The sequence below is a fragment of the Kitasatospora mediocidica KCTC 9733 genome (assembly GCF_000744225.1).
Taxonomy (GTDB): domain Bacteria; phylum Actinomycetota; class Actinomycetes; order Streptomycetales; family Streptomycetaceae; genus Kitasatospora; species Kitasatospora mediocidica.
This window is the reverse complement of the sequence record NZ_JQLN01000001.1, coordinates 963,434-984,157: the sequence shown is the minus strand read 5'-3', so window position 1 is coordinate 984,157 and position 20,724 is coordinate 963,434. Positions and strand designations below refer to the sequence as shown.

Here is a 20,724-nt window from a genome sequence, read left to right as displayed (position 1 = left end):
GCTCGCCCTGACGGGGTGTCCGGATCGGCGCAACCGCTGTTGCGCCGATCGGGGGACCTGTCGGCGCGCAACTGGCAGTGCCGGCGCTCGAACTGACACGGTGTCGCCATGACGTCTGTCTCGCGCCTCGTCGTCCTGCTCGTCTCCGCCGGTCTGACCCTCGGGGTGGCCTCGACGCCGGGGGCGGCGGTGGCCGCGGTGCCCTCCGGTGCTCCGGCGCCGCGTGAGGGCGGCAGCTATGTCCGCCTCCAGCACCCCCAACCGGTGGCCGATTCGGCCCGCCGTGAGGTGGTCGAGGTCTTCTGGTACGGCTGCGAGCACTCGCAGTTGCTGGAGCAGCCGCTGGAGGACTGGGCCGCGCACCGCCCGTCCGACGTGGTGCTCCGCCGGATCCCCGCCGTCTGGTCCGACAACGCCGACCAGGACGTCGAGCGGGCCCACGCCCGGCTGTTCTACACGCTCGACCGTCTCGGCGAGGTGGACCGCCTGCAGAGCGCCGTCTTCCGCGCCGTCCGCGGCGAGGGCCTCGACCTCACCACCGAGGACCTGGCCGCCGGCTGGGCGGCCGGGCAGCAGGTGGACGCGCAGCGGTTCCGCGCCGCGTACGAGTCCGACGAGGTGGGCCGGGAGACCGCGCAGGCCTCGAAGGAGCTGGCGCGCTACGAGGTCACCGAGCTGCCCAGCCTCGTCGTCCAGGGCAGCTACCGCACCGGGCCGGTCCAGGCCGGCGGCGTGGACCGGATGCCCGCGGTGCTGGACGACCTGCTCCAGCAGCAGGTGCCTGCGGCCAAGCACTGACAAGTCCTAACCGCTGTAGGTGCGCCCCTTCCAGGCGGCGCCGCGGCCGCGCCAGTGCTGTACCGCCGAGTCCACCGTCATCAGCAGATAGAGCAGCGCGGTGAACGGCAGCAGCAACGCCGCCGGGGCCGGCCGGCCGTAGTAGCGCACCATCGGCAGGTAGGTCCCGGCCATCAGCGTCCAGGCGACGGCGCCGGCGGCCAGCAGCGCCGGGTCGCCCGTCACCAGGCCGGTGATCGTCGCGACCGGCGGCACCAGGTAGACCAGCGCCAGCCCGAGCACTGTGCCGATCAGCAGCAGCGGCGAGTGCCGCAGCTGCGCGTACGCGCTGCGCGAGACCATCCGCCAGAGCGGGCCGAGGCCCTGGTAGGGGCGCACGCTGTCCACCCGCAGGGCGGGGGTGCGCTCGGCCAGGCCGAGCCAGGTGCGCCCGCCGCTGCGCTTGACCGCGCGGGCGAGTGACACGTCGTCGATCACCGCGCCGCGGATCGCCGCGATCCCGCCCGCACGCTCCAACGCGTCGCGGCGCACCAGCGAGCAGCCACCGGCCGCCGCCGCCGTCCGGGAGCCGGGGCGGTTGCTGCGGCGGAAGGGGTACAGCTGGGCGAAGAAGTAGACGAACGCCGGGACGATCAGCCGCTCCCAGCCGCTCTCGGTGCGCAGCCGGGCCATCTGGGAGACCAGGTCCAGGCGCTGGGTCTCGGCGGCGGCCACCAGCGCCGCCAGCGTGTCGGGGCCGTGAGCGATGTCGGCGTCGGTGAGCAGCAGATAGTCGACCCCGCCCGCCGTCTCGACGCCGTGCCGCACGGCCCAGAGCTTGCCGGTCCACCCCGGCGGCAGCGGCGGCGGGGTGTCGACGGTGAGCGGGAGTGCGCCGGTGGTGTTGCCCGCGCTCAGCTGCCGGGCGACCTGCGCCGTGCCGTCCGTACTGTGGTCGTCCACCAGGATCACCCGGGCCGACCCCGGGTACCGCTGCGCCAGCAACCCCGGCAGGCTCAGCGGCAGCACCTCGGCCTCGTCCCGGGCCGGCACCACCACCGCGACCGACGGCCAGGCCGCCGGTGGGCGCCGCTCGGGCAGCCGGACGTCCGTCCGCCAGAAGAACCCCTGGCAGCACGCCAGCCACACCCAGCACAGCACCGACAGCAGACTCACCCACAGCAGCACCATCACGGGGGAAGTCTGTCGCAGCGGGGCCGTTGTCAGGGGTGCGACGCCCGGATCGACTAAGGTCGATTCTCGTGAAGATCGCACTGCTGGACTCTGGAATCGGACTGCTCCCGGCGGCCGCCGCGCTGCGGGCGCTGCGGCCGGACGTCGATCTCGTGCTCTCCAGCGACCCGGACGGCATGCCCTGGGGTCCGCGGACCCCCGAGGACATCGCCGAACACGCGCTCGCCTGTGCGCGGGCCGCGGCCGCCTACCGGCCGGACGCCCTCGTGGTCGCCTGCAACACCGCCTCGGTGCATGCGCTGGCCACACTGCGGGCCGAGCTGGAACCCGGGCTGCCGGTGATCGGCACCGTCCCGGCGATCAAGCCGGCCGCGGCCGCCGGCGGCCCGGTGGCGATCTGGGCCACCCCGGCGACCACCGGCAGCGCCTACCAGCGCGGGCTGATCAACGACTTCGCGACGGGCGCGGAGGTCACCGAGGTGCCCTGCCCGGGCCTGGCCGACGCCGTGGAGCGGGCCGACGACGCGGCGATCGACGCGGCGATCCGGGCGGCGGCCGCGCTGACCCCGCCGGGCACCGCGGCTCTCGTGCTCGGCTGCACGCACTACGAACTGGTGGCCGACCGGATCAGGGCGGCCGTCGCGCCGATCCCGGACCCGGCCGCGCCGCTGGTGTTCTTCGGCTCGGCCGACGCCGTCGCCGCCCAGGCCCTGCGCCGGGTCGCCGCCGTCACCCGCACGGGCACCGGCAGCCTCACCGTCCTGTCGACCGGCCGCCCGGACATCCTGCCGGCGGCCGCCGGGCACTACCTCCAGGGTCGTCTTCTAGGTACGCCAGCGGCTGAGCGCGGGGTCCAGGCCGGAGAGCACGGTGTCCAGGTGGTGCCGGCCGCCGGCGGCGTCCACCCGTAGCCGGCTGACCAGCAGGGCCTGCTCGGGCAGCCGTCGGCTGAGCCGGTGGTCACTCAGGAAGCCCAGCCGGTAGCCCAGTTCGCGCAGGACCTCGGCCGTGCGCGGTTCGTAGCCGCCGCCCGGGTAGGCGAAGGCCGTCGGCGCGGTGCCGAGCCAGCCGGTCAGCGCCTGGTGCGCCGAGAGGATCTCGGTGCGCACCGTCGCGTCGTCGCAGCGGCGCAGCTCGGCCGCCCCCAGGCTCTGGCTGCCGATCGCGACCCGGCCGGCCGCCAGCTCCCGCAGGTCCTCGGGGGCCAGCCGCTCCTGGCGGGGTGGGCGGGCCGTGCAGCTGACCCGCAGTTCGTGCAGGCTGCGCCGGCGGTCCGGGTCGGGCAGCGCGGCCAGCTGGGCCAGCCGCCGGGCCTGGCCGTCCGCCGTGAGCGCCCGCGCCTGGCCGCCGTGCGCGGTGAGGAAGGCGGCCTCCTGCTGCCAGGACGGCAGGTCGGTGCCGACCAACTCGGTGACCACGAAGGCGACGGCGGGCAGGCCGCGGGCCTTGAGCGCGGGCAGGGCGCACTCCAGGACGCCGCGGTCGGCGTCGTCGAAGGTGATCAGCACGCTGCGCGGCGGCAGCGGCCGGCCCTCCGCCACGGCCTGTTCCAGGGTGCGCAGCGAGATCGGGACGGCCGTCCGGCAGAGCCGGTCCAGCTGGGCGCCGAAGCGTCGGCGGTCGGTCACCCGGCGGTAGGCGAGGACGGCGAGCCGGCGGGCCGCCCGGGCGCGGAAGAGCGGCTGGGCGGGGGAGTAGCGCAGCCAGTGGCTCAGCCGGCCGGTGGAACCGCCGGCCGTGGCGGGCGGCGGTCCGGGCCGCGGCGGGCTCGGTGACGGCTGGGGTGGGGACGCCGAGGTGGTGTCCGATCGCGGCACGGTTCCCTCCAGGCACGGCCGGACTGACCCGGCATGAGATCGCTCGATGCAGTCAAGACGCATGCGCCCGGCGAAAGGTTGTATGCCCGCGCGGCGACCGTGCGCACAGATCGTAGCCGAACGGCGACGCGGTGTGGCCGGAAGTCGCCGGTGGCGGGGACTACACCTTCCCCTGTCGGTACATCTCCTCGGCGGCGTCCAGCACGGCCGCCAGGTCGCCGCCCGCCGAGGCGGTCAGCACCGCGGCCACCGCGCCCTCCACGAACGGCGCGTCGGCGAACCGGACGGGGAACGGCAGCCCGTGCTCGTCCGCCGTCGCCAGCAGCGCCTGCACGGTGTGGACGGCGGCCGGAAGGTCGGCCAGCACCACGACCCCGTGGCCCTGGTCGACCCGGCGGGCGGCCGCGGCGATCAGCAGCGCGCTGCTGCCCAGGCCGTCGCTCGGGTGTCCGCCGGTGGCCGCGACCGGGGCGGGGTCGTCGGTGGGCGCCACCGCCCGGGCGAGGTCGGCGACGTCCTCGGCCAGGTCCCGGCTCTGCGACACCAGCACCACGCCGACCCGCCCCAACGCGGCGGACCGCACCAGTGCCTGGCTCGGCACCCGTACCGCGGAGGGTGCGTCGAGGATCGGGATGACGTCCGCGTCGGTGCTGTCCCGGTGGCCCATCGGCTGCTCCCGCTCTCTTCGGTGGAACCGGTCGCCCCCGTCGGCACCGGTGCTGCCCACCGCCCACTGTCGCAAACCGCACGGCGTCCGTCCCGCGCCCGCGCCGGGATCCGCCGCACTTGTGAGGCGGCGTCAGCGCGGGCGGGCCCTCCCCGGAGGAATGCGACCCGGAGGAATGAGACCTGGCCAAGTGCCCTGCCCAGGTCGCCCGCCCCGGATACCCTGGCCTCCGGATCGTCGGGAGGAGCAACGAACGTGTCAGCCAACATCGGTGCCAGCGAGACTGCCAGCGAGGTCGTCAGCGAGGTCGTCGAGGGGAGCGCCGGCGGCTCTGAGGCCGTGCCCAGCGCGCGCAAGCCCCAACTGGACCTGACCGACGCCACCTGGCTCTCCAGCAGCCAGGGCGACGGCAAGGACGGTGACGTGCAGATCGCCTTCGTGGACGGCTACATCGGGATGCGGGACGGCCGGTTCCCCGACGGGCCGGTGCTGGTCTTCACCCCGGCCGAGTGGCGCGCCTTCGTGCTCGGCGCCCGGGACGGCGAGTTCGACCTGACGTGAGCCCGCGTGCGGCTCCGGGGCCTCCCCGGGGCCTCCCCGGGGCCCGTGAGCGCGTAGAAACAGACAGACGCCGTGCCGACCGCCCCCACGCGGTCGTGCACGGCGTCTGCTGTGTAGACCCGGCTCGCGAAGCCGGGCCTCCTCCCGAGGTAGTTCCCCGATGCCGGCCCCGGAGGGACGGCAGTCGCCGGGAGGTCGGCGGCGGGACCAGAGGTCCTGGCCGCCGGTGCCCGGGATCCGAACGCCCCCACGCGTCGGTGTCCCGGGCTGGTCCGCGAGTGCGAACGGGTCGGGGAACCCGCGAACCAGGCTTGGGTGAAAGGGTGCTTGAACAGGCGTGTACTGCCGTCGAGCTGCAGCCGCTGGGTACCACGAGGCGCGATGGGAGGACGGGCGCACGGGGGTGCGCCACAGCAGACCACCCCCACGTGGAACTCGCCCACAGCAGCTGCCGTACATCCGCGACCGTAGCCCGGACGGTTGCTCAGCGTCAACATTCGTCTCGGAGCGTGGAGTTTCCGCCGCACGGCGGGGCGCCCGGTGCCGGTGTGCGCACCGGGTGCACGTACGATGGCGGCATGTCTTTTCTCCGCCGACGTTCCGGCACCCCAGCGGGCCCGGACTTCGACGTACTCGCGATGGATCCGGGCGACTGGCCCGGCCACTTCGGCGCAGCGATCATGAGCGGCCCGGACGGGAGTTGCCAGGGGATCTTCCTCCGGTACGACCTGTTCGGCGGCCGCGGACCTGTGATGTTCATCGGCAATCTCCCCGAGGGCTCGCCGGCCCGGGACGCCGAGGACGGCGTGCCGTTCGAGGTCAGACAACTGCTGGCGGCGCTGGAGAACGACGAGCCGGTCGAGCTGGTCTCCGCCGAGGACTTCCCTGTCATGCTCGGCGACGACCTGCTGATCGTGAAGAAGGTCAAGGTCTCCGAGGAGCGGGTGTTCTGCGCCCAGTTCGACCGTAGCGACAGCGTGCAGGTCACCATCGCCTCCTGGGACCGGCCGATCGCGGACGACCTCTACCAGCTGCTGAAGCCGCTCCCGGCGGACCTCTTCCAGCAGGGCTGAGCGGGCTCGCTCCGGCAGGGGCGTTTTCCGGCCTTTCCGGGGCCGGTCGCCGACCGGACGGCGCTTGACGGTTTCGATCAACACTTCGTACAGTCACCAGCATGTCGTGTCGCCGCCCGCTGCTGACCTGCCCGAGGCCTTCGGCCGAGGGTGCCCGCCGCAGCTGTCCCGACCCGCGGTGCGCCGTCGACGCGCTCTGTCGCGCGAACTGTCGATAGTCCCTGCCGCCGGTCCCCACGACCCGCGTTTCGCAGGGTGGGCGACGGCTCCGGCGCTTCGCGTACGGCGTGGCCGTGCCTCCTCTCCCGCACGCTCCCCACAGCCGTGCAGCCGACGACGGCTGCCGCGCCCGATGCCGGCCGCCCGGAGGCAGCGCCATGAGCACCGTCACTGACGAAACGTCATCCCTCGACGCCGCGATCGCCGGCCTGCCCCGGGTGGTCGACCTGCTGACCGCCCGCGCCGAGGAACACGACCGGGACGCGACCTTCCCCTACCAGGGGATCGAGGCGGTGCACGAGGCCGGGCTGCTCACCCTGACCGTGCACCGGCGCTACGGCGGCCCCGGCGGGACGCTCTCCGACACCGTCCGGGTGCTGGCCGAACTCGGCCGCGGGGACGCCTCGGTGGCGCTGGTCACCGCGTTCACGCTGCTGCTGCACGCCGAGCAGGGACGGACCTCCGGCTGGCCCGCCGGGCTCTACCGACGGCTGCTCAACGAGTCCAGGCGTGGCCCGGCGTTGGTCAACACGCTCGCGGCGGACCCGGTCGAGGGACCCCCGGCACTCGCCCGCCGGGAGGGCGACGGCTGGCTCCTGACGGGCCGCAAGACCTGCTGCACCGGCGCCGAGGCGCTGGCCTGGATGGCCGTGCGGGCCACCACCGACGAGCCGGTGCCGCGGACCGGGACCTTCCTGGTGCGCGGCGAGAGCGCCGGCGTCGAGGTCGACCCGGTCTGGGACCAGCTGGGCTTGCGGGCCAGCGCCGGCCACGACGTGCTGTTCACGGACGTGTACGTGCCGCCCGAGGCGGTGCTCGACCTTCGCACCGAGCCGGACCCGGTGGCGACCGGGCTCTGTGCGGCCTGGCGGGATCTGGCGCTGGCCGCCGTCCAGCTGGGCGTGGGCCGGGCGGCCCAGGACTGGCTGGTGCGCTTCCTCAGCCAGCGCACCCCGGCCAACCTGGGCGAACCCCTCGGGACCCTGCCGCGTTACCGGGCCGCCGTGGGCGAGTTGGAGAGCGCGCTGATCGGGGCGGAGGAACTGCTCGGCGGCCTGGCGGCCCGGATCGACGCCGGCGATCCGGCGGCGGTGGGCCGGACCGGCCCGGTCCAGCTGCTGGTCACCAGGGCGGTGATCGAGTCGGTGCAGCAGGCGGTCACCCTCACGGGCAGCCCGGGCCTGAGCCGGCGCCACCCGTTGGAGCGCTACCTGCGGGACGCGCTGAGCGGGCGGATGCACTGCCCGGCGGAGGACGCGGTGCTCCAGGAGGCCGGGCGCGCCGCGCTGGCGCGCTTCCGGCCGCGCGGCTGAGAGCCGGCCGGCCGCACCCGCACCCGCACCCGCACCCGCACCCGCGCTCAGCGTGTGCCGACCGCGGCCCGGACCGCGCGGCGGGCCAGCGCGGCGTCGTCGTAGAGCCGGCGGATCAGGATCCGCTGCTCCTCGCCGGCCCCCGGCACGTCGTACAGCCGCAGCTCGCGCATCAGCACCAGGACCAGGTTGACCAGGAACGCGTCCCGGGCCAGCGTGCCGCCGGCCTGGGCGAGTTGGCTGATCTGGCGGCGCGCCGCGGTGTCGCCGGAGAGCACGCTCCAGAGCACCGCCAGGTCGTAGCCGGGCAGGTACCAGCCGGTCTGCTCCCAGTCGACCAGGACCGGCCCCGAGGGCGCCAGCAGGATGTTGGAGAGCAGGGCGTCGCCGTGGCACAGCTGCTGCGGGGTGTGGGCCAGGCCGTGCAGCAGCTGGCGCAGGTCGCCGGCGTCCCGGTCGGTGAGCTGGCCGACCGAGTGGTAGCGGCTGGTCTCCCAGTGGTAGTCCAGCGGTGTCTGGAAGACGTCCGCCGGCGGGCGCCAGAGGTTCAGCGCGCGCACCGAGCCGAGGATCGCGCGCACCTCGCCGGGCGTCGGGGCGTTGGCCGGGTGCCGCTCGACGGCGGCCGGGCGGCCGGGGATCCGCTCCATCACCAGCACGCAGCGGTCGTGGTCGGCGGCGACCAGGCGCGGCATCCGTACCGGCGGGCGGTGCCGGACGAACGCCCGGTAGACCGCCACCTCGCGGTGGAACTGCTCGACCAGCAGGGCCCGCCGCTCGCTCTGCACCGCCTGCGGGGAGAGGCACTTGGCGACCACGGGGGTGCGCCCGATCAGACCGGTGATCAGGATGTGCCGACTGTCCTCGCGCAGCACCTGGCGCGGCGCGAACGCGGGACATATCCGCGTGACGTGGGCGAGCGCGGCCCGCACCGACGGGGTGGCCAGCGCGGCCGGGTCGGCCCGCTCGATGACGGGGACGGCCTGCGGGCCGCGGGGGCGCAGCAGGCGCTCGGCTCCGGCGCGCGGTACGAACCCGGGTGCCTCGATGCGCCCCGCCGGACGTGCGGGGAGTGCCGGCTTCGGCCCGGGTCGGCGGACCGCCGCGGTCGGCGGACGCTGAGCGGGGCCGGTCCGGGGCGCGGTGGGGGAAGTCGCTGTGGGGTACATGGGCTGGTGGAGATCCCTTCCTTGCCGACGGCATATGTCAAACAGTGCGGATGCCACTGGTGCTGCGCGGTACTGAGGTGGTGCTGCGCTGGTGTTGCGCGGTGCTGGTGCGCGGCTTCCGGGGGGTAACCGGCGCTTGGGGGTGTGCCCCGGCGTACGGGAGCGCGAGGACCGCGCATGGTGGGTGGGACCGGCGGTCGTCCGTGCTCCGGGAGGTGCGGTCCGTCCCGGCCCCCTCCGACCCGGCCGGCCCGCGCACCCTGGGGAAATGCGTCGGACCGCCGTACCGGTGGGGCCGCGCCAGGCGCGCCACCCGTTCGCGCCACCCCCTGGTCCGGGCCGCCGGAGCGGCCGGTGGACGCCCCGGGGATCAGCCCTGGACCGTCGTTCCGGGCCCTGCGGACCGGGTGGGGTTGGTGCATCTCTACCTGACACCGGGAAGCCGGTAGCTCACCAGCTGGCGAGGCCTGGCGAAGCATGGCGAATGCTCGCGTGGCACATGACAGCGCATTAGGCTCGAACTCAGCCGAGGAGCCTGGGGGCTTGACGTGAGCAGGGAACCCAACGCCAGACTCGCCGACCTGTTCGCCCTGACCGGATGGTCCAAGGGCGAGCTGGCCCGGCTGGTCAACCGCCGCGGTGCCGGCATGGGGCAGCAACAACTGTCCACCGACACCTCGCGGGTACGGCGCTGGATCGAGCAGGGGGAGATCCCGCGCGATCCGGTACCGAGGGTGCTGGCAGCCGTGTTCACCGAGCGGCTCGGCCGTGTCGTCTCCATCGAGGACCTCGGCCTGGCACGACAACGGCGTACAGGGGCGTTCAACACGCAGCGCGGAGCGCCCCCCGAGCCGGAGCGGACGGCTGAGATCCTCACCGAGTTCACGGGAATGGACCTCATGCTCAACCGACGCGGACTGGCCGCCGCGAGCACCGCACTGCTCGGCGGCTCCGTCATCCCCCTCTCCCTCTACGACTGGCTCTCCGGCCACAGCGTCGCCCAGGCGGCCGACCGGCCGGGGGCCCGGCAGGTCATCACCGGCTCGATGGCCCGGCCGGTGGTGGACGTCTACGAACCGGGCCCGGTCGGCGCCCAGGAGGTCGACGCGCTGGAGCGCTCGGTCGAAGTCTTCCGCTCCTGGGACGCCTCCCGGGGCGGCGGCCTGCAGCGCAAGGCCGTGATCGGCCAGCTGAACGAGGTGGGCGGACTGCTGACCCATCGTCATCCGGGGGCGCTGGAGCGGCGGCTGTGGATCGTCGCGGCCAATCTGGCGGTGCTGGCCGGCTGGATGTCGCACGACGTCGGCCTCGAATCCACCGCCCAGCGCTACTTCGTGATCGCCGCGCAGGCGGCCAGGGAGGCCGGCGACCGGCCGCGGGCCGGCGAGGCGGTCTCCCGCGCGGCCCGACAGCTGCTGCACCACGGGCGGGCCGACGAGGCGCTGGACCTGATGCGGCTGGCCAGGGCCGACGGCAAGCAGCGCAGCCTGCCCCGCACCAGAGCGATGCTCAACACCGTGGAGGCCTGGGCGCAGGCCTCGCTGGGGCGCTCGCAGGAGGTCGGGGTGCTGCTGGGGGAGGCCGAGGAGCTCTTCGTCCAGGAGTCACCGGAGCCGGCGCCGAGCTGGATGCAGCTCTTCGACGAGGCCGAGCTGCACGGCATGCAGGCGCTGGTCTACCGGACGCTGGCCGAGCACGATCCGGGGGCCGCGCGGCTGGCCGAGCAGCACGCACTGGAGGCGATGCGGCTGCGGGCGGCACAGGGGCGGGAGCGTTCGGCGGTGCTCGACCTGCTGACCCTGGCCTCGGTGTACTGGATCGCCGGGGAGCCCGAGGAGGCGGCCGCCCAGGCCCGGCTGGCGCTCGACTCGATCGGCTACACGTCCTCGCACCGCACCGGGGACCGGCTGCGCGAGATGTACCGGCTGACCGATCGCTACCGGGGGACGGCGCAGGTGGACCGGCTGCGGGCGGAGATCAGGGCGGCGGTGCCGCCGGCCCGCCGCCCCCCTGAGTGACCGCGGGTGCTCAGACGGCGCCGTTCTTGGTGTGCACCTGGTCCCACGCCTCGCTGACGAAGCGCTCGCGCTCGGTCAGGCTCAGGTTGGGGAAGTAGTCCTTCAGGCGCTCGACGACGACCTGCTCGGGCTCGTGGCACTCGTGCAGCAGGAACGCGGCCTTGTGCAGAATCTGGCTGTCCATGTAGAGGTCCTCCCTCGCGCACGCCCGCCCTGTGCCGACGATGCGGCCACAGCATATGTGCGTCGCCCCGCAAGCATGCGCACGGGGGCGGCGGTGCAGGCCGCGGTGTGCCGCGGACGGCTCAGCCGGCCTCGAGCAGGATCCGCAGCGAGACCACGTGGCCGTCCGGCCCGAGCGCCGGGCGGCCCGAGCAGCGCACCGCCGAGGCGGCCTCCTCGTGACGCCCGATCCGGACCACGCCGTCCAGCGCGCGGCCGTGCACCAGAGCGGCGGTCACCATCCGGCGCAGCGCCGGGCGGTCCTGCGGGACGATCAGGGAGGGGAGTTGATCGAGAGTCAGCGGGCCGAGGGCCGGTTCGCGCTCCAGCATCCGGTAGGCGCCGGGGGACCAGCGCACCGTGTCGGCCGTCAGATCCCACTCGGCGGCGGCGATCATGACGGGTGAGGAACGACCGCCGGCCGCAGCGGTGGTCGAGGGGTGACTCATCGGCCGTCCCACGGGGTGAGGGTGGTGGGTGGTGTCTCCTGACGACTCTCGCACACCCTCACCCGCTGTGAGGGGGCATTGACAGAAAACCTGGCAAGTTCCCTCTGGCATATGCCAGAACTCTGCCGTGGCACCCGCCGGGAGGCCGAGGGCCTGTTCGAGGCGGATCCATACGGACTGTGTGCGTATGGGTCTTTCAGGCGGTAACCTACGGTGATTCCGGCGCCCGGGCGCCCGCCCAGCGTGACCACCAGACCCCCGGCGACGGAAATCCCGTTGCCACTACGACCGCCGCAACGGATGCTGACCTCATGTTCGAGCCCGTGATAGCCCCCAGTGCCAGCCTCCTCGGCCTCCTCCAGCGAGGCCGCGGCGACGGGCAGCTGCATGCGCTTGCCGCGGACCGGGACGAAGCGATCGCCGCCCTTGAGGAGTGCGTCACCAGCGACCCGCGGGCCGACTGGCAGGTCGAGAACCGCTCCCTTTACTACGCACGGGTCTACATGGACCTGGAGGCGCCGCTCGCCGGTCTGGAGCTGCACCTCAACCACCCCGAGGACCTGCTCGACCCGGACGAGGGCCGCACCGGCCTCGCCCTGGCCGTGCTCGGCCACCTCGCCGCCTACGGCCGGCGCGACGCGCTGCTGCTGCTGCGCCAGTACGCCGCCACCGGCGGCAACTGGGCCTGGGCCCTGGACGAGCTGGCCCTGCGCGACGAGGACCAGGCGCTGCTCGCGCTGGCCCCCGCCGTGCTGAACCGATTCCCGGCCGGCCCCGAGGGCGAGGCCGCGCTGCGGGCCGCCATCCGCGCCGCCTACGAGCCCCGCCCCTGGCGGCTCTGGGCCGCCCACCACCCCCGGGTCGCCGCCGCGAGCGAGCAGTCCCCCTTCGACCTCTGGCAGCGCCAGCTGGGCCGCAGCGGTATCACGCCCGGTTGGAGCGTGGCCGACGTGCTGGCCTGGGCCGACCACCGCGAGGTGGGCTCGCCCCTGGAGCAGGCCGTCGCCGACGACGGCCGGGACCCGGCCGCGGTCGACCGCCGCGCCGCCGCCGCCGCCCGCTGCCTGGCCGCCGTGGCCCGCCCCGAGGACCGCCCGGCCCTGCTGGAGGCGGCCCGCACAGGTGCGGAGGGCGCCCGCCGGGCCGCCCTGCGCCACCTCGTCGACCAGGACGACCCGGCCGTCCCCGAGCTGATCGAGGCGGCCGCCGCGGACGCCGACGACCGGATCGTGCGCGCCGCCCTGGAGACCCTGGGCCGGATGCGCGGCCCACGCGCCCTGGAGCGCGCCCGCCGCTGGGCCGACCCGGCCACCGGCGGCGCCGACAGCGCGCTCGGCGAGGCCGCGGTGCTGCTGCTGGCCGACATCGGCGAGCCGGGCGACGCCCCTGCCGTGGTCACCGGGCTGCGCCGCTGGGTCCAGGTGCACGGGGTGTCCGGCGCCGGCATCGGCACGCTGGTCGACGGTGCGGGGCGGCTGGCCGCCGTAGCCGCCGTCCCCGCCCTGCGCCACGTCTACGGCGAGGCCGGCTCCTCGGAGCTGCGCGGCAGAGCCGCCCGGGCGCTCGCGGTCACCGACCGTTACTTCGCCTCGGGTCCCGCGGTCGAGTGCCTCTGGGACTGCGAGGAGAGCACCCGCGAGCTGGCCGCCCGCCACGTGGTGACCACGGGCGACGCCCGGGTCCTGGAGCGCCTGCGCCGCCTCGCCGCGGACCCCGCCGAGGAGGCCGAGGTGCACGCCGCCGTCCGCGGCCGGCTGACCTCCCGGGAGCGCTGAGCGCCCCCGGGGCAGTAGCGCCGGAACGCGGGGAACGCCACGGCGACGCCGAGCATCACCAGCCGCGGGAGGGGCCGCACCGGCTCAGTCGCGCAGCTCGACGACGTCGGCCACGGCGCAGGCGATGTTGTCCGGACCGCCGGCCCGGTTGGCCAGTGCGATCAACTGCTGGACGGCCTGCTCGGGTTCGCCGATGGTGCTCAGCGCGGTGTGCAGCAGGTCGGTGCGGATCACCGCGCAGAGCCCGTCGGAGCAGAGCAGATAGCGGTCACCGGCCCGGGCGGTGTGCAGCGACAGGTCGGGGCGGCCGGCGCCGGAGCCGTCGAGGCCGCGCAGCAGCAGGGCGCGCTGGGGGTGCGAGGCGGCCTCGTCCGTGGTCAGCCGGCCCTCGTCCACCAGCGACTGGACGTGGGTGTGGTCGTGGGTGATCTGGAACAGTTCGCCGTCGCGCAGCAGGTACGCCCGCGAGTCGCCGATGTGCACCAGCGCGAGCTGCGAGCCCGAGCGCAGCAGGGCGGTGAGCGTGGTGCCCGGCCCGGGTTCCAGGTCGCCGAGCTCCGCCTCGGCCTCGCGGAAGGCCCGCTCCAGCGCGTTCAGCAGGTCGCCGGGCGGCAGGTCGCCGGCCGGCAGCTCGGCGTCGATCCGCTTCAGCGAGTCGATCGCCGCCGCGCTGGCGAGGCCGCCGCCGGCGCCGTAGCCGTCCGCCACCGCGAGCAGCCGGGGACCGGCGTGGGCGGCGTCGTCGTTGCGGGTGCGGACCAGGCCGGTGTCGGAGCGGGCGGCGTAGCGGATGCCAAGGGTGGGGACGGGGTTGGTCATGGTGGTGTTCCTCTCGGACAGGTGCTCGACGAGGAAGGCGGCGAGGTCCTGGCGTGCCTCGGTCTCGGCCCGCACTTGCGCCCAGTAGGCGGCGACCTCCTCGGCGGCCCGTCCGGGCGCGAGGTCGCAGACCAGCCGGATCCGGGCCAGCGGCATGCCGAGCCGGCGCAGCCAGGCGACCAGCCGGGCCCGTTCCAACTGGTCCGGGTGGTAGAACCGGTAGCCGGAGTGCGGGTCGACCTCGACCGGGCGCAACAGGCCCAGCTCGTCGTAGAGCCGCAGTGCCTTGGGCGACAGCCGGGACGCGCGGGCGAAGGCACCGATGGTCAGCAGTGGCACAGGCCCTCTCCCCCTTCTCGTACCGGACGCTTCGTCCGGTACGGCCGATGCTGGGCCTTCCCCCGGGGTGAAGGTCAACATCCGGCCCGTCAGGTCCGTCCGCGGACCACCGTGAACCGTACCGGCGTCCCCGGCCCGGCCTGCGCGGCGGCGTCCAGGTCGGCGGCCGGCACCACGCCGATCACGGGGTAGCCGCCGGTGGTGGGGTGGTCCGCCAGGAAGACCACCGGCTGTCCGTCCGGCGGGACCTGGACCGCTCCGAGCACCATCCCCTCGCTCTCCAACTCGCCCGGCCGCACGCGCTCCAGCGGCGGGCCCTCGGTCCGCAGCGCCACCCGGTTGCTGGCCTGCGCGACCCGGTAACGGGCGGCGGCCAGCGCGAGCGGCGCGTGCGGCGTGAACCAGTCCGCCCGCGGGCCGAGCCGCAGCCGCAGCACCAGTTCGGTGGGCGGCGCGGGCAGCGGGACCAGCCCGGGGAGCGGGCCGGCGGTCGGCGCTGAGCCGACCGGCAGCAGGTCGCCGGCGCGCAGCGGCGCGGGGCCGAGCCCGGAGAGCAGGTCGGCGGAGCGGCTGCCGAGTACCGCCGGCACCGCGATCCCGCCGCGCACCGCGAGGTAGCCGCGCACTCCGGCCAGCGCCGCGCCGACCTCCAGCACCGCCCCGGCCGGCACCGGCACGGCGGCACCCCAGGCCGCCGGCCGTCCCGCCACCCGGACGGCTGCGGGCGCCCCGGTCACCGCGACCAGCAGCGGACCGTCCACCGCCCGCAGCGTCACCCCGCCGAGCGTGGTCTCCAGCGTCGCGGCATCGGCCGGATTGCCCACCAGGCGGTTGGCCGCCCGGTGCGCGGCGCCGTCCAGCGCCCCCGCGCGCGGCACGCCCAGATGCGCGACGCCGCGTCGGCCCAGGTCCTGAACGGTCGTCAACGGCCCCGGCCGCAGCACGATCAGCGCGCTCATCCGGACGCCTCGACGGGGACGAAGCGCACCCGCACCCCGGGGGCGAGCAGCGCGGCCGGCTCGCGCCGCTCGTCCCACAGCGCCAGCGCCGTCCGTCCCAGCAGCTGCCAGCCGCCGGGGGAGGAGCGCGGGTACACCCCGGTGTACGGCCCGGCCAGCGCCACCGCGCCGACCGGCACGGACGGGCGCGGGGTGGCCCGGCGCGGCACGGCGTAGCGCTGCGGGAGGCCGGTCAGATACCCGAAGCCGGGTGCGAAACCGCAGAACGCCACCCGGTACTCGACGCCGCTGTGGATTGCCACCGCCTCGGCCACGCCGACGCCCCAGAGCGCCGCCACCTCGGGCAGGTCCGCGCCGTCGTAGCGCGTCGGCACCTCCAGCAGCGGCCCGTCGGCCGGCGGCGTCGCGGTCACCGTCCAGCCGCCCACCGTCCGGGCCAGTGCCTCGGGGCGGGCCACCCCGTCCAGCAGCACCGTGCGGGCGGCCGGGACGATCTCGGCGACCTCGCCGAGGCGTCCCGCCGCGCGCTCCGCCAGCAGCCGCGCGTAGAGCGCCGCCACCTGGTCGGACGAGCCGGCCTCCACCAGCAGCGCCCGGTCGCCGACCGGACGCACCGTCAGCGACGCTCCCGCAGAACTCACGTGAACGCCTCGACCCGGATCCCCGCCGAGGCCAGCGCCCCGCGCACCCGCCAGGCGAGCTGCGCCGCGCCGGGGGTGTCGCCGTGCACGCAGAGCGAACGGGCGTCCACCGCGACGGGTTCGCCGCCGATCGCGGTGACCAGTCCGTCCCGGGCCATCCCGACCGCCCGCGCGATCACCGCCTCGGGGTCGTGCACCACGGCGTCCGGATCCCCGCGCGGCACCAGCGTCCCGGCCCAGGTGTACGCGCGGTCCGCGAACGCCTCGGTGACCACGGGCAGTCCGACGCCCTCCGCCACCGTCAGCAGCCGCGAGCCCGGCAGCCCGAGCACCGGCAGCGGACCGTCGCAGACCGCCCCGGCCCGCAGCACGCCCGCGACCACCGCCTCGGCCTGGTCGCTGTCCGCCACCACCCGGTTGTAGAGCGCGCCGTGCGGTTTGACGTAGCTCACCCGCGAGCCGGCGGCGCGTGCGAAGACCTGCAACGCCCCGATCTGGTAGGCGATCTCGTCCGCCAGCTCCTCCGAGGGGACGTCCATCGCGCGCCGCCCGAACCCGGCCAGGTCGCGGTAGGAGACCTGGGCGCCGATCCGCACGCCGCGCTCCGCCGCCAGCGCGCAGACCCGGCGCATCGTCGAGGGGTCCCCGGCGTGGAAACCGCAGGCCACGTTGGCGCTGGTGACCACGGAAAGCAGCGCCTCGTCGTCGGTCAGCGTCCAGCGTCCGAACCCCTCACCGAGGTCCGCATTGAGATCGATCACCGCGCCGGTCACGGCCGTCTTCCTCCCAGAGCTGGTGGGCCGTGTCCGACAATTCGCGTCGCGGCTCCGGCGGGGATCGTCAGACACGGTCGAGGTGTCTGAAGGGATCGTAGGGCTTCCCCCGGACCGCTCTCGCCCGGGGACCACCCCGTGCCGGGCAGACTCGGCACGCCCTCCCCCGTCCGGCCGAACCGTCGCGGGGAGCGGGCGCCGCGCCGCAGGCCGGGACCCGTTGACACGGGACTGCCCGGCTCCTAGCGTGGCGGCCACCATTACCGGCCGGTAGGAAAACTATGCACGCCGAACGCCCGTACGACCTGGTCCTGTTCGGCGCCACCGGATTCACCGGTGCGCTGACCGCGGAGTACCTCGCCCAGCACGCCCCGCCCGGCTGCCGCTGGGCGCTGGCCGGCCGCAACCGGCGCAAGCTGGAGGCGCTGCGCGAGCGGCTGGCCGCGCTGGCCCCCGGCTGCGCCGAACTGCCGCTGCTGGACGCGGACGCCGCCGACCCGGTGGCGCTGCGGGCGGTCGCCGAGTCCACCCGGGTGGTGATCACCACGGTGGGGCCCTACCTGCACTACGGGGAGCCGCTGGTGGCCGCGTGCGCCGAGGCCGGTACCGACTACGTCGACCTCACCGGCGAGCCCGAGTTCGTCGACCGGATGTTCGTGCTGCACCACCGGCGCGCGGCCGAGACCGGGGCCCGGCTGGTGCACTCCTGCGGCTTCGACTCGATCCCGCACGACCTCGGTGTCCTGTTCACCGTCGGGCAGTTGGCGCAGGCGGGCGCGCCGGAGGAGGCGCCGGTCGCGGTGGAGGGCTTCGTGCGGGCGGGCGGAACGTTCTCGGGCGGCACCTTCGCCTCCGCGCTGAGCGCCGCCTCGCGCCCGCGCGCCGCCGCCCGGGCCGCCAAGGCCCGCCGCGCCGCCGACCCGCGGCCCGCCGGGCGCCGGGTGAGCACCTCCGGCGGGCGGCCGCGCTTCTCGGGCGAGGCCCGCGCCTGGGTGCTGCCGCTGCCCACCATCGACGCGCAGGTCATCGGCCGCTCCGCCGTCGCCCTGCCCGCGTACGGGTCGGCGTTCCGCTACGGCCACTACGCGGCGGTCAAGCGGCTGCCGATCGCGGTGGCCGGCACCGCGGCCATCGGGCTGCTCGTCCTGGCGGCCCAACTGCCGGTGCTGCGCCGGGCGATGACGGCGCTGCGCAAGCCGGGGGAGGGGCCGAGCGCCGAGCAGCGCGCGTCCTCCTGGTTCACCGTGCGGTTCGTCGGCGACCAGGGCGGCAAGCGGGTGTTCACCGAGGTCTCGGGCGGCGACCCCGGCTACACCGAGACCGCCAAGATGCTGGCCGAGTCGGCGCTCTGCCTGGCCTTCGACGACCTCCCGGCCACCGCCGGCCAGGTCACCACCGCCGTCGCGATGGGCCCCGCGCTGATCGACCGGCTCACCGCCGCCGGCCTGCGCTTCACCGTCCTGGACGGTCCCCCGAGCGGCCCGCCGCGCCGGGTTCGCTGAACGGCCGTCAGGCCGCCGGCAGCTCCCCGATCATGGCCCGCGCGTTCGCCGCCAGGACCGGGGGGCGGGTCGCGTAGGAGGGCAGCGCGACGATCGCGATGGACAGCGCCCAGCCGCGGCCGTTGTCGTCGTGCATCTTCGGGTTGGCCACCCGCGCACGTCAGTGCAGCGAACCGGCCGCCCGCCAAGGGATATCCGTCGCCTGAGCCGTCGCCTGAGCCGCCTCCAGGCGGCGGATTCCGCGCAGCACGATCAGCAGCGGCACCGCCCCCACCACGCCGAACGACATGTCGACAAACCTCCAGTACAGCGGGATGTCCCGCAGCGGCCCGCAGATCAGCGCCAGCGGGAGGATCCCGGCGCAGGCGCCCAGCGCCCACTGGATCACCCAGACGTTGCGCACCGGGTCGCGCAGCGGTCCCCAGAAGGCGCCGGCGATCACCAGGTGCGCGAAGGCCAGCCAGTCGGTGCCGTAGGCGAGGAAGGGGTAGCGGTCGTCCGTCTCGGCCACGCCGGTGCGGATTCGCTCGATCCAGGCCAGCGCGGCCGGCGGGGTTGGGGCGTGCTCGGCGGCCGAGGTCAGCCAGCCGGTCTCCAGGCGCAGCGGGAAGGCTGTCAGCCCGCTCAGCACCAGACAGACGATGAAGATCCACAACCAGCGCCGCACCGTCCGCAGTGTTCGCGCCTCGGTTCCGTCGGCCATCCCGGCGGCCATCGCCATCACACAACCCCCACTCGCTCGTGCACCCCGTCACCGTGGACTCTAGACCTCGAATTGAACACGTTCAAACCACCTCCGCCCGGCCCGGACGAAGCAGGACGAGCAGGCCCGTTTCGTACCTTGTCGTTCCTGGGCCCTAATCTTGTCCACCGTGACCGTCATCGCTGATCAGCCCGCCGAGCGTGAGCTCAGGCCGCCTGCCCAAGGTGCCCGCCCCGCGCCCGGCCCGGCAGCCGACGAGGGGCTGGCCCGCCGCCTCAAGGCACTCGCCTGCACCGCGCCGCTGCACGACCTGGACAACCGCAAGGTCAACCTGGCCGGCGAGTACGGCGGCTACGCGATGGCCGAGGTCGGCCTGGCCGCGATCGACCTGGTCACCCTGCACATGGACTTCGACACCGGCGCCGACCGCGAGATAGTCCTCGCCCGCCTGCTGCCGCGGGTGGCCGCGCAGAGCCCGGACCGGCCGGGCGCCGAGCACCAGCGGGTCGCCCGCTGGGTGCTGGAGTCGCTGATCAACGTCGGCAGCGTCGACCGCGGTTTCCGCGCGGTCTACGGCACCTTCGACGCCGACGGCGGGTACGTCCGGCGCGACTACGACTTCAAGCTGATCGAGGAGGTGCCGGGCCCGGACGGCGGCGTCTACCTGCGCACCACCGACGAGGCGGTCAACGTCCTGGTCGGCGCGCTCGACACCGACGTCACCTCGGCCCAGATCGCCGCGGAGGTGAAGTTGGAGGTGCTGATCCGCCGCGGCCGCCTGGCCGACGCCCAGCTCGCCGCCGAGCAGGCCCGCTACCGCACCGTCCAGTACGCCGAGACGCTGCGCCGCGTCCTGGACGCGACCCGGCGCAACGTGCGCGCCGTCGACTGGATGCAGGCCGTCCCCGACCTGATCGACGAGGCGCTCGACCACATCGCCGACCGCTACCGGCACGAGAACGCGATCCTCACCAACATCCGCCGCGCCCGCGACGAGGCCGAGGAGCCCTCGCACAAGCGTCAGGCGGCCGAGTTGGTCGACATCGTCAAGGACTGCATCCGGCGGCACACCCAACTGCAGGCCCGTCTGCTGGAGGCCGGCCCGCTGTTCCGCGCCGAGCAGGACCGCCAGGCCTTCGCCGCCCCGACCGCCCGCTCCGGCATCGACCTGTACGGGCACCTGCTCGCGCCGGTGCTGCGGCTGCCGATAGAGCAGGCGATCCGGCCCACCGACGCGTTCTTCGCCCACGGCGCGGGCCTGCGCACCCCGACCGCCGTCCGGGTCGCCGACCTGGTCGACCTGTTGCTCACCCCGCCCGTCGAGCGCGAGCACCTGGGCGCCGAGCTGCCGGACCCGGATCTGGTCGCCACCCCGGACGACAGCCGGTTCTCCGAGGCGCAGCTGGAGGCCGCCCTCGACCTGCTCGACCTCCCGCCGGACGCGCCCCGACGGCTCTCCGGCCTGCTCGCCGAGGCCCGCCGGCAGGACCCGGAACTGCCGTATCTCGTCGCGCTGCTCGCCGTGCACGCCGCCAGCCCGCCGGTCGGCACCGCCTACCGCCAGGGCGAGGAGCGCCTGCTCTTCGCGGTGGACGACGGCGCCACCCTCGCCGACCCGGAGTTCGGCGGCGCCGACCTGATCGTCGGCAGCGCCCTGCTGGACGCCGTCGGCATGGCCGCGGACCGCAAGGACGCCCGATGAGCGCCGCCCGGACCACCCACCGCACCGAGGAG

At 75.1% G+C, this 20,724-nt stretch carries 21 protein-coding genes; 9 read left to right on the top strand and 12 right to left on the bottom strand.

Going from position 1 to position 20,724, the window contains the following annotated elements; translation table 11 throughout:
• Positions 1–108 precede the first annotated feature (108 nt).
• Positions 109–798 (top strand): thiol:disulfide interchange protein DsbA/DsbL, encoded by a 690-nt coding sequence (locus BS80_RS03970; protein WP_035792575.1) that lies wholly within the window; start codon positions 109–111, stop codon positions 796–798.
• 6 nt (positions 799–804) lie between these two features.
• Here the strand turns inward: BS80_RS03970 and BS80_RS03965 are convergent, their stop codons facing one another.
• Entirely contained in the window at positions 805–1,968 is a 1,164-nt protein-coding gene (locus tag BS80_RS03965; RefSeq protein WP_083974175.1) for a glycosyltransferase, read from the bottom strand.
• A gap of 71 nt (positions 1,969–2,039) precedes the next feature.
• On the opposite strand from BS80_RS03965, the gene BS80_RS03960 reads away from it, so the two are divergent.
• Positions 2,040–2,882 (top strand): glutamate racemase, encoded by an 843-nt coding sequence (locus BS80_RS03960; RefSeq protein ID WP_083974173.1) that lies wholly within the window; start codon positions 2,040–2,042, stop codon positions 2,880–2,882.
• Here the strand turns inward: BS80_RS03960 and BS80_RS03955 are convergent.
• Positions 2,796–3,788 (bottom strand): polysaccharide deacetylase family protein, encoded by a 993-nt coding sequence (locus BS80_RS03955; RefSeq protein WP_035792571.1) that lies wholly within the window; start codon positions 3,786–3,788, stop codon positions 2,796–2,798. The genes BS80_RS03960 and BS80_RS03955 overlap by 87 nt on opposite strands.
• Positions 3,789–3,948: 160 nt before the next feature.
• Positions 3,949–4,455, bottom strand: a complete 507-nt coding sequence (locus BS80_RS03950; RefSeq protein ID WP_083974169.1) for a PTS-dependent dihydroxyacetone kinase phosphotransferase subunit DhaM — start codon at positions 4,453–4,455, stop codon at positions 3,949–3,951.
• A 339-nt stretch (positions 4,456–4,794) separates the two neighbouring features.
• On the opposite strand from BS80_RS03950, the gene BS80_RS03945 reads away from it, so the two are divergent.
• The 3 genes from BS80_RS03945 to BS80_RS03935 all read left to right on the top strand — a co-directional run bounded on the left by BS80_RS03945 (position 4,795) and on the right by BS80_RS03935 (position 7,621).
• Complete coding sequence (locus BS80_RS03945) at positions 4,795–5,016, top strand: DUF397 domain-containing protein (RefSeq protein ID WP_035793317.1); 222 nt, start codon at positions 4,795–4,797, stop codon at positions 5,014–5,016.
• A 578-nt stretch (positions 5,017–5,594) separates the two neighbouring features.
• Complete coding sequence (locus tag BS80_RS03940; RefSeq protein ID WP_035792568.1) at positions 5,595–6,089, top strand: hypothetical protein; 495 nt, start codon at positions 5,595–5,597, stop codon at positions 6,087–6,089.
• A 377-nt stretch (positions 6,090–6,466) separates the two neighbouring features.
• Entirely contained in the window at positions 6,467–7,621 is a 1,155-nt protein-coding gene (locus BS80_RS03935; RefSeq protein ID WP_035793315.1) for an acyl-CoA dehydrogenase family protein, read from the top strand.
• 47 nt (positions 7,622–7,668) lie between these two features.
• Here the strand turns inward: BS80_RS03935 and BS80_RS03930 are convergent, their stop codons facing one another.
• Entirely contained in the window at positions 7,669–8,790 is a 1,122-nt protein-coding gene (locus BS80_RS03930) for an aminoglycoside phosphotransferase family protein (RefSeq protein ID WP_035792566.1), read from the bottom strand.
• Positions 8,791–9,338: 548 nt separating this feature from the next.
• On the opposite strand from BS80_RS03930, the gene BS80_RS03925 reads away from it, so the two are divergent.
• Positions 9,339–10,808: a DNA-binding protein NsdB gene (locus BS80_RS03925; RefSeq protein ID WP_035792564.1), complete on the top strand. Its 1,470-nt coding sequence runs from the start codon at positions 9,339–9,341 to the stop codon at positions 10,806–10,808.
• A 10-nt stretch (positions 10,809–10,818) separates the two neighbouring features.
• Here BS80_RS03925 and BS80_RS41610 read toward each other — a convergent pair whose 3' ends face one another.
• Entirely contained in the window at positions 10,819–10,992 is a 174-nt protein-coding gene (locus BS80_RS41610; RefSeq protein ID WP_198045418.1) for a hypothetical protein, read from the bottom strand.
• A gap of 121 nt (positions 10,993–11,113) precedes the next feature.
• On the bottom strand, positions 11,114–11,479 hold the full coding sequence (locus tag BS80_RS03920) for a PAS domain-containing protein (RefSeq protein WP_157535852.1): 366 nt from the start codon (positions 11,477–11,479) through the stop codon (positions 11,114–11,116).
• 311 nt (positions 11,480–11,790) lie between these two features.
• On the opposite strand from BS80_RS03920, the gene BS80_RS03915 reads away from it, so the two are divergent.
• The gene (locus BS80_RS03915) at positions 11,791–13,254 is read left to right on the top strand and encodes a hypothetical protein (RefSeq protein ID WP_035792560.1); all 1,464 of its coding nucleotides are present in this window, start codon (positions 11,791–11,793) and stop codon (positions 13,252–13,254) included.
• Between the two features lie 84 nt (positions 13,255–13,338).
• Here the strand turns inward: BS80_RS03915 and BS80_RS03910 are convergent, their stop codons facing one another.
• From BS80_RS03910 to BS80_RS03895, 4 genes are all read right to left on the bottom strand, one after another.
• The gene (locus BS80_RS03910; RefSeq protein WP_035792557.1) at positions 13,339–14,412 is read right to left on the bottom strand and encodes a MerR family transcriptional regulator; all 1,074 of its coding nucleotides are present in this window, start codon (positions 14,410–14,412) and stop codon (positions 13,339–13,341) included.
• Between the two features lie 89 nt (positions 14,413–14,501).
• Positions 14,502–15,371, bottom strand: coding sequence for a 5-oxoprolinase subunit C family protein (locus BS80_RS03905; RefSeq protein ID WP_035792555.1), 870 nt, complete (start codon positions 15,369–15,371; stop codon positions 14,502–14,504).
• Positions 15,368–15,991, bottom strand: a complete 624-nt coding sequence (locus tag BS80_RS03900) for a 5-oxoprolinase subunit B family protein (RefSeq protein WP_035793312.1) — start codon at positions 15,989–15,991, stop codon at positions 15,368–15,370. The genes BS80_RS03905 and BS80_RS03900 overlap by 4 nt, the downstream gene beginning before the upstream one ends.
• Positions 15,992–16,008: 17 nt before the next feature.
• Positions 16,009–16,785: a LamB/YcsF family protein gene (locus BS80_RS03895; protein ID WP_232246335.1), complete on the bottom strand. Its 777-nt coding sequence runs from the start codon at positions 16,783–16,785 to the stop codon at positions 16,009–16,011.
• A 281-nt stretch (positions 16,786–17,066) separates the two neighbouring features.
• Here BS80_RS03895 and BS80_RS03890 point away from each other — a divergent pair, with 281 nt between their 5' ends.
• On the top strand, positions 17,067–18,287 hold the full coding sequence (locus BS80_RS03890) for a saccharopine dehydrogenase family protein (RefSeq protein WP_051965861.1): 1,221 nt from the start codon (positions 17,067–17,069) through the stop codon (positions 18,285–18,287).
• Between the two features lie 7 nt (positions 18,288–18,294).
• Here the strand turns inward: BS80_RS03890 and BS80_RS40355 are convergent, their stop codons facing one another.
• Both BS80_RS40355 and BS80_RS03885 read right to left on the bottom strand, forming a co-directional pair.
• The gene (locus BS80_RS40355) at positions 18,295–18,438 is read right to left on the bottom strand and encodes a hypothetical protein (protein WP_157535849.1); all 144 of its coding nucleotides are present in this window, start codon (positions 18,436–18,438) and stop codon (positions 18,295–18,297) included.
• Positions 18,439–18,447: 9 nt separating this feature from the next.
• Entirely contained in the window at positions 18,448–18,990 is a 543-nt protein-coding gene (locus tag BS80_RS03885) for a hypothetical protein (protein ID WP_051965962.1), read from the bottom strand.
• A gap of 169 nt (positions 18,991–19,159) precedes the next feature.
• Between BS80_RS03885 and BS80_RS03880 the strand changes: the two genes are divergently transcribed.
• Positions 19,160–20,692, top strand: a complete 1,533-nt coding sequence (locus BS80_RS03880) for a hypothetical protein (RefSeq protein WP_408607335.1) — start codon at positions 19,160–19,162, stop codon at positions 20,690–20,692.
• Positions 20,693–20,724: the final 32 nt, after the last annotated feature.

Bases quoted from the DNA above. Each gene is read 5' to 3' on its own strand.
- BS80_RS03970 (WP_035792575.1), top strand. From the start codon at position 109: ATGACGTCTGTCTCGCGCCTCGTCGTCCTGCTCGTCTCCGCCGGTCTG.
- BS80_RS03965 (WP_083974175.1), bottom strand. From the start codon at position 1,968: ATGGTGCTGCTGTGGGTGAGTCTGCTGTCGGTGCTGTGCTGGGTGTGG.
- BS80_RS03950 (WP_083974169.1), bottom strand. From the start codon at position 4,455: ATGGGCCACCGGGACAGCACCGACGCGGACGTCATCCCGATCCTCGAC.
- BS80_RS03940 (WP_035792568.1), top strand. From the start codon at position 5,595: ATGTCTTTTCTCCGCCGACGTTCCGGCACCCCAGCGGGCCCGGACTTC.
- BS80_RS03935 (WP_035793315.1), top strand. From the start codon at position 6,467: ATGAGCACCGTCACTGACGAAACGTCATCCCTCGACGCCGCGATCGCC.
- BS80_RS03930 (WP_035792566.1), bottom strand. From the start codon at position 8,790: ATGTACCCCACAGCGACTTCCCCCACCGCGCCCCGGACCGGCCCCGCT.
- BS80_RS41610 (WP_198045418.1), bottom strand. From the start codon at position 10,992: ATGGACAGCCAGATTCTGCACAAGGCCGCGTTCCTGCTGCACGAGTGC.
- BS80_RS03920 (WP_157535852.1), bottom strand. From the start codon at position 11,479: ATGAGTCACCCCTCGACCACCGCTGCGGCCGGCGGTCGTTCCTCACCC.
- BS80_RS03915 (WP_035792560.1), top strand. From the start codon at position 11,791: ATGTTCGAGCCCGTGATAGCCCCCAGTGCCAGCCTCCTCGGCCTCCTC.
- BS80_RS03905 (WP_035792555.1), bottom strand. From the start codon at position 15,371: ATGAGCGCGCTGATCGTGCTGCGGCCGGGGCCGTTGACGACCGTTCAG.
- BS80_RS03890 (WP_051965861.1), top strand. From the start codon at position 17,067: ATGCACGCCGAACGCCCGTACGACCTGGTCCTGTTCGGCGCCACCGGA.
- BS80_RS03885 (WP_051965962.1), bottom strand. From the start codon at position 18,990: ATGGCCGACGGAACCGAGGCGCGAACACTGCGGACGGTGCGGCGCTGG.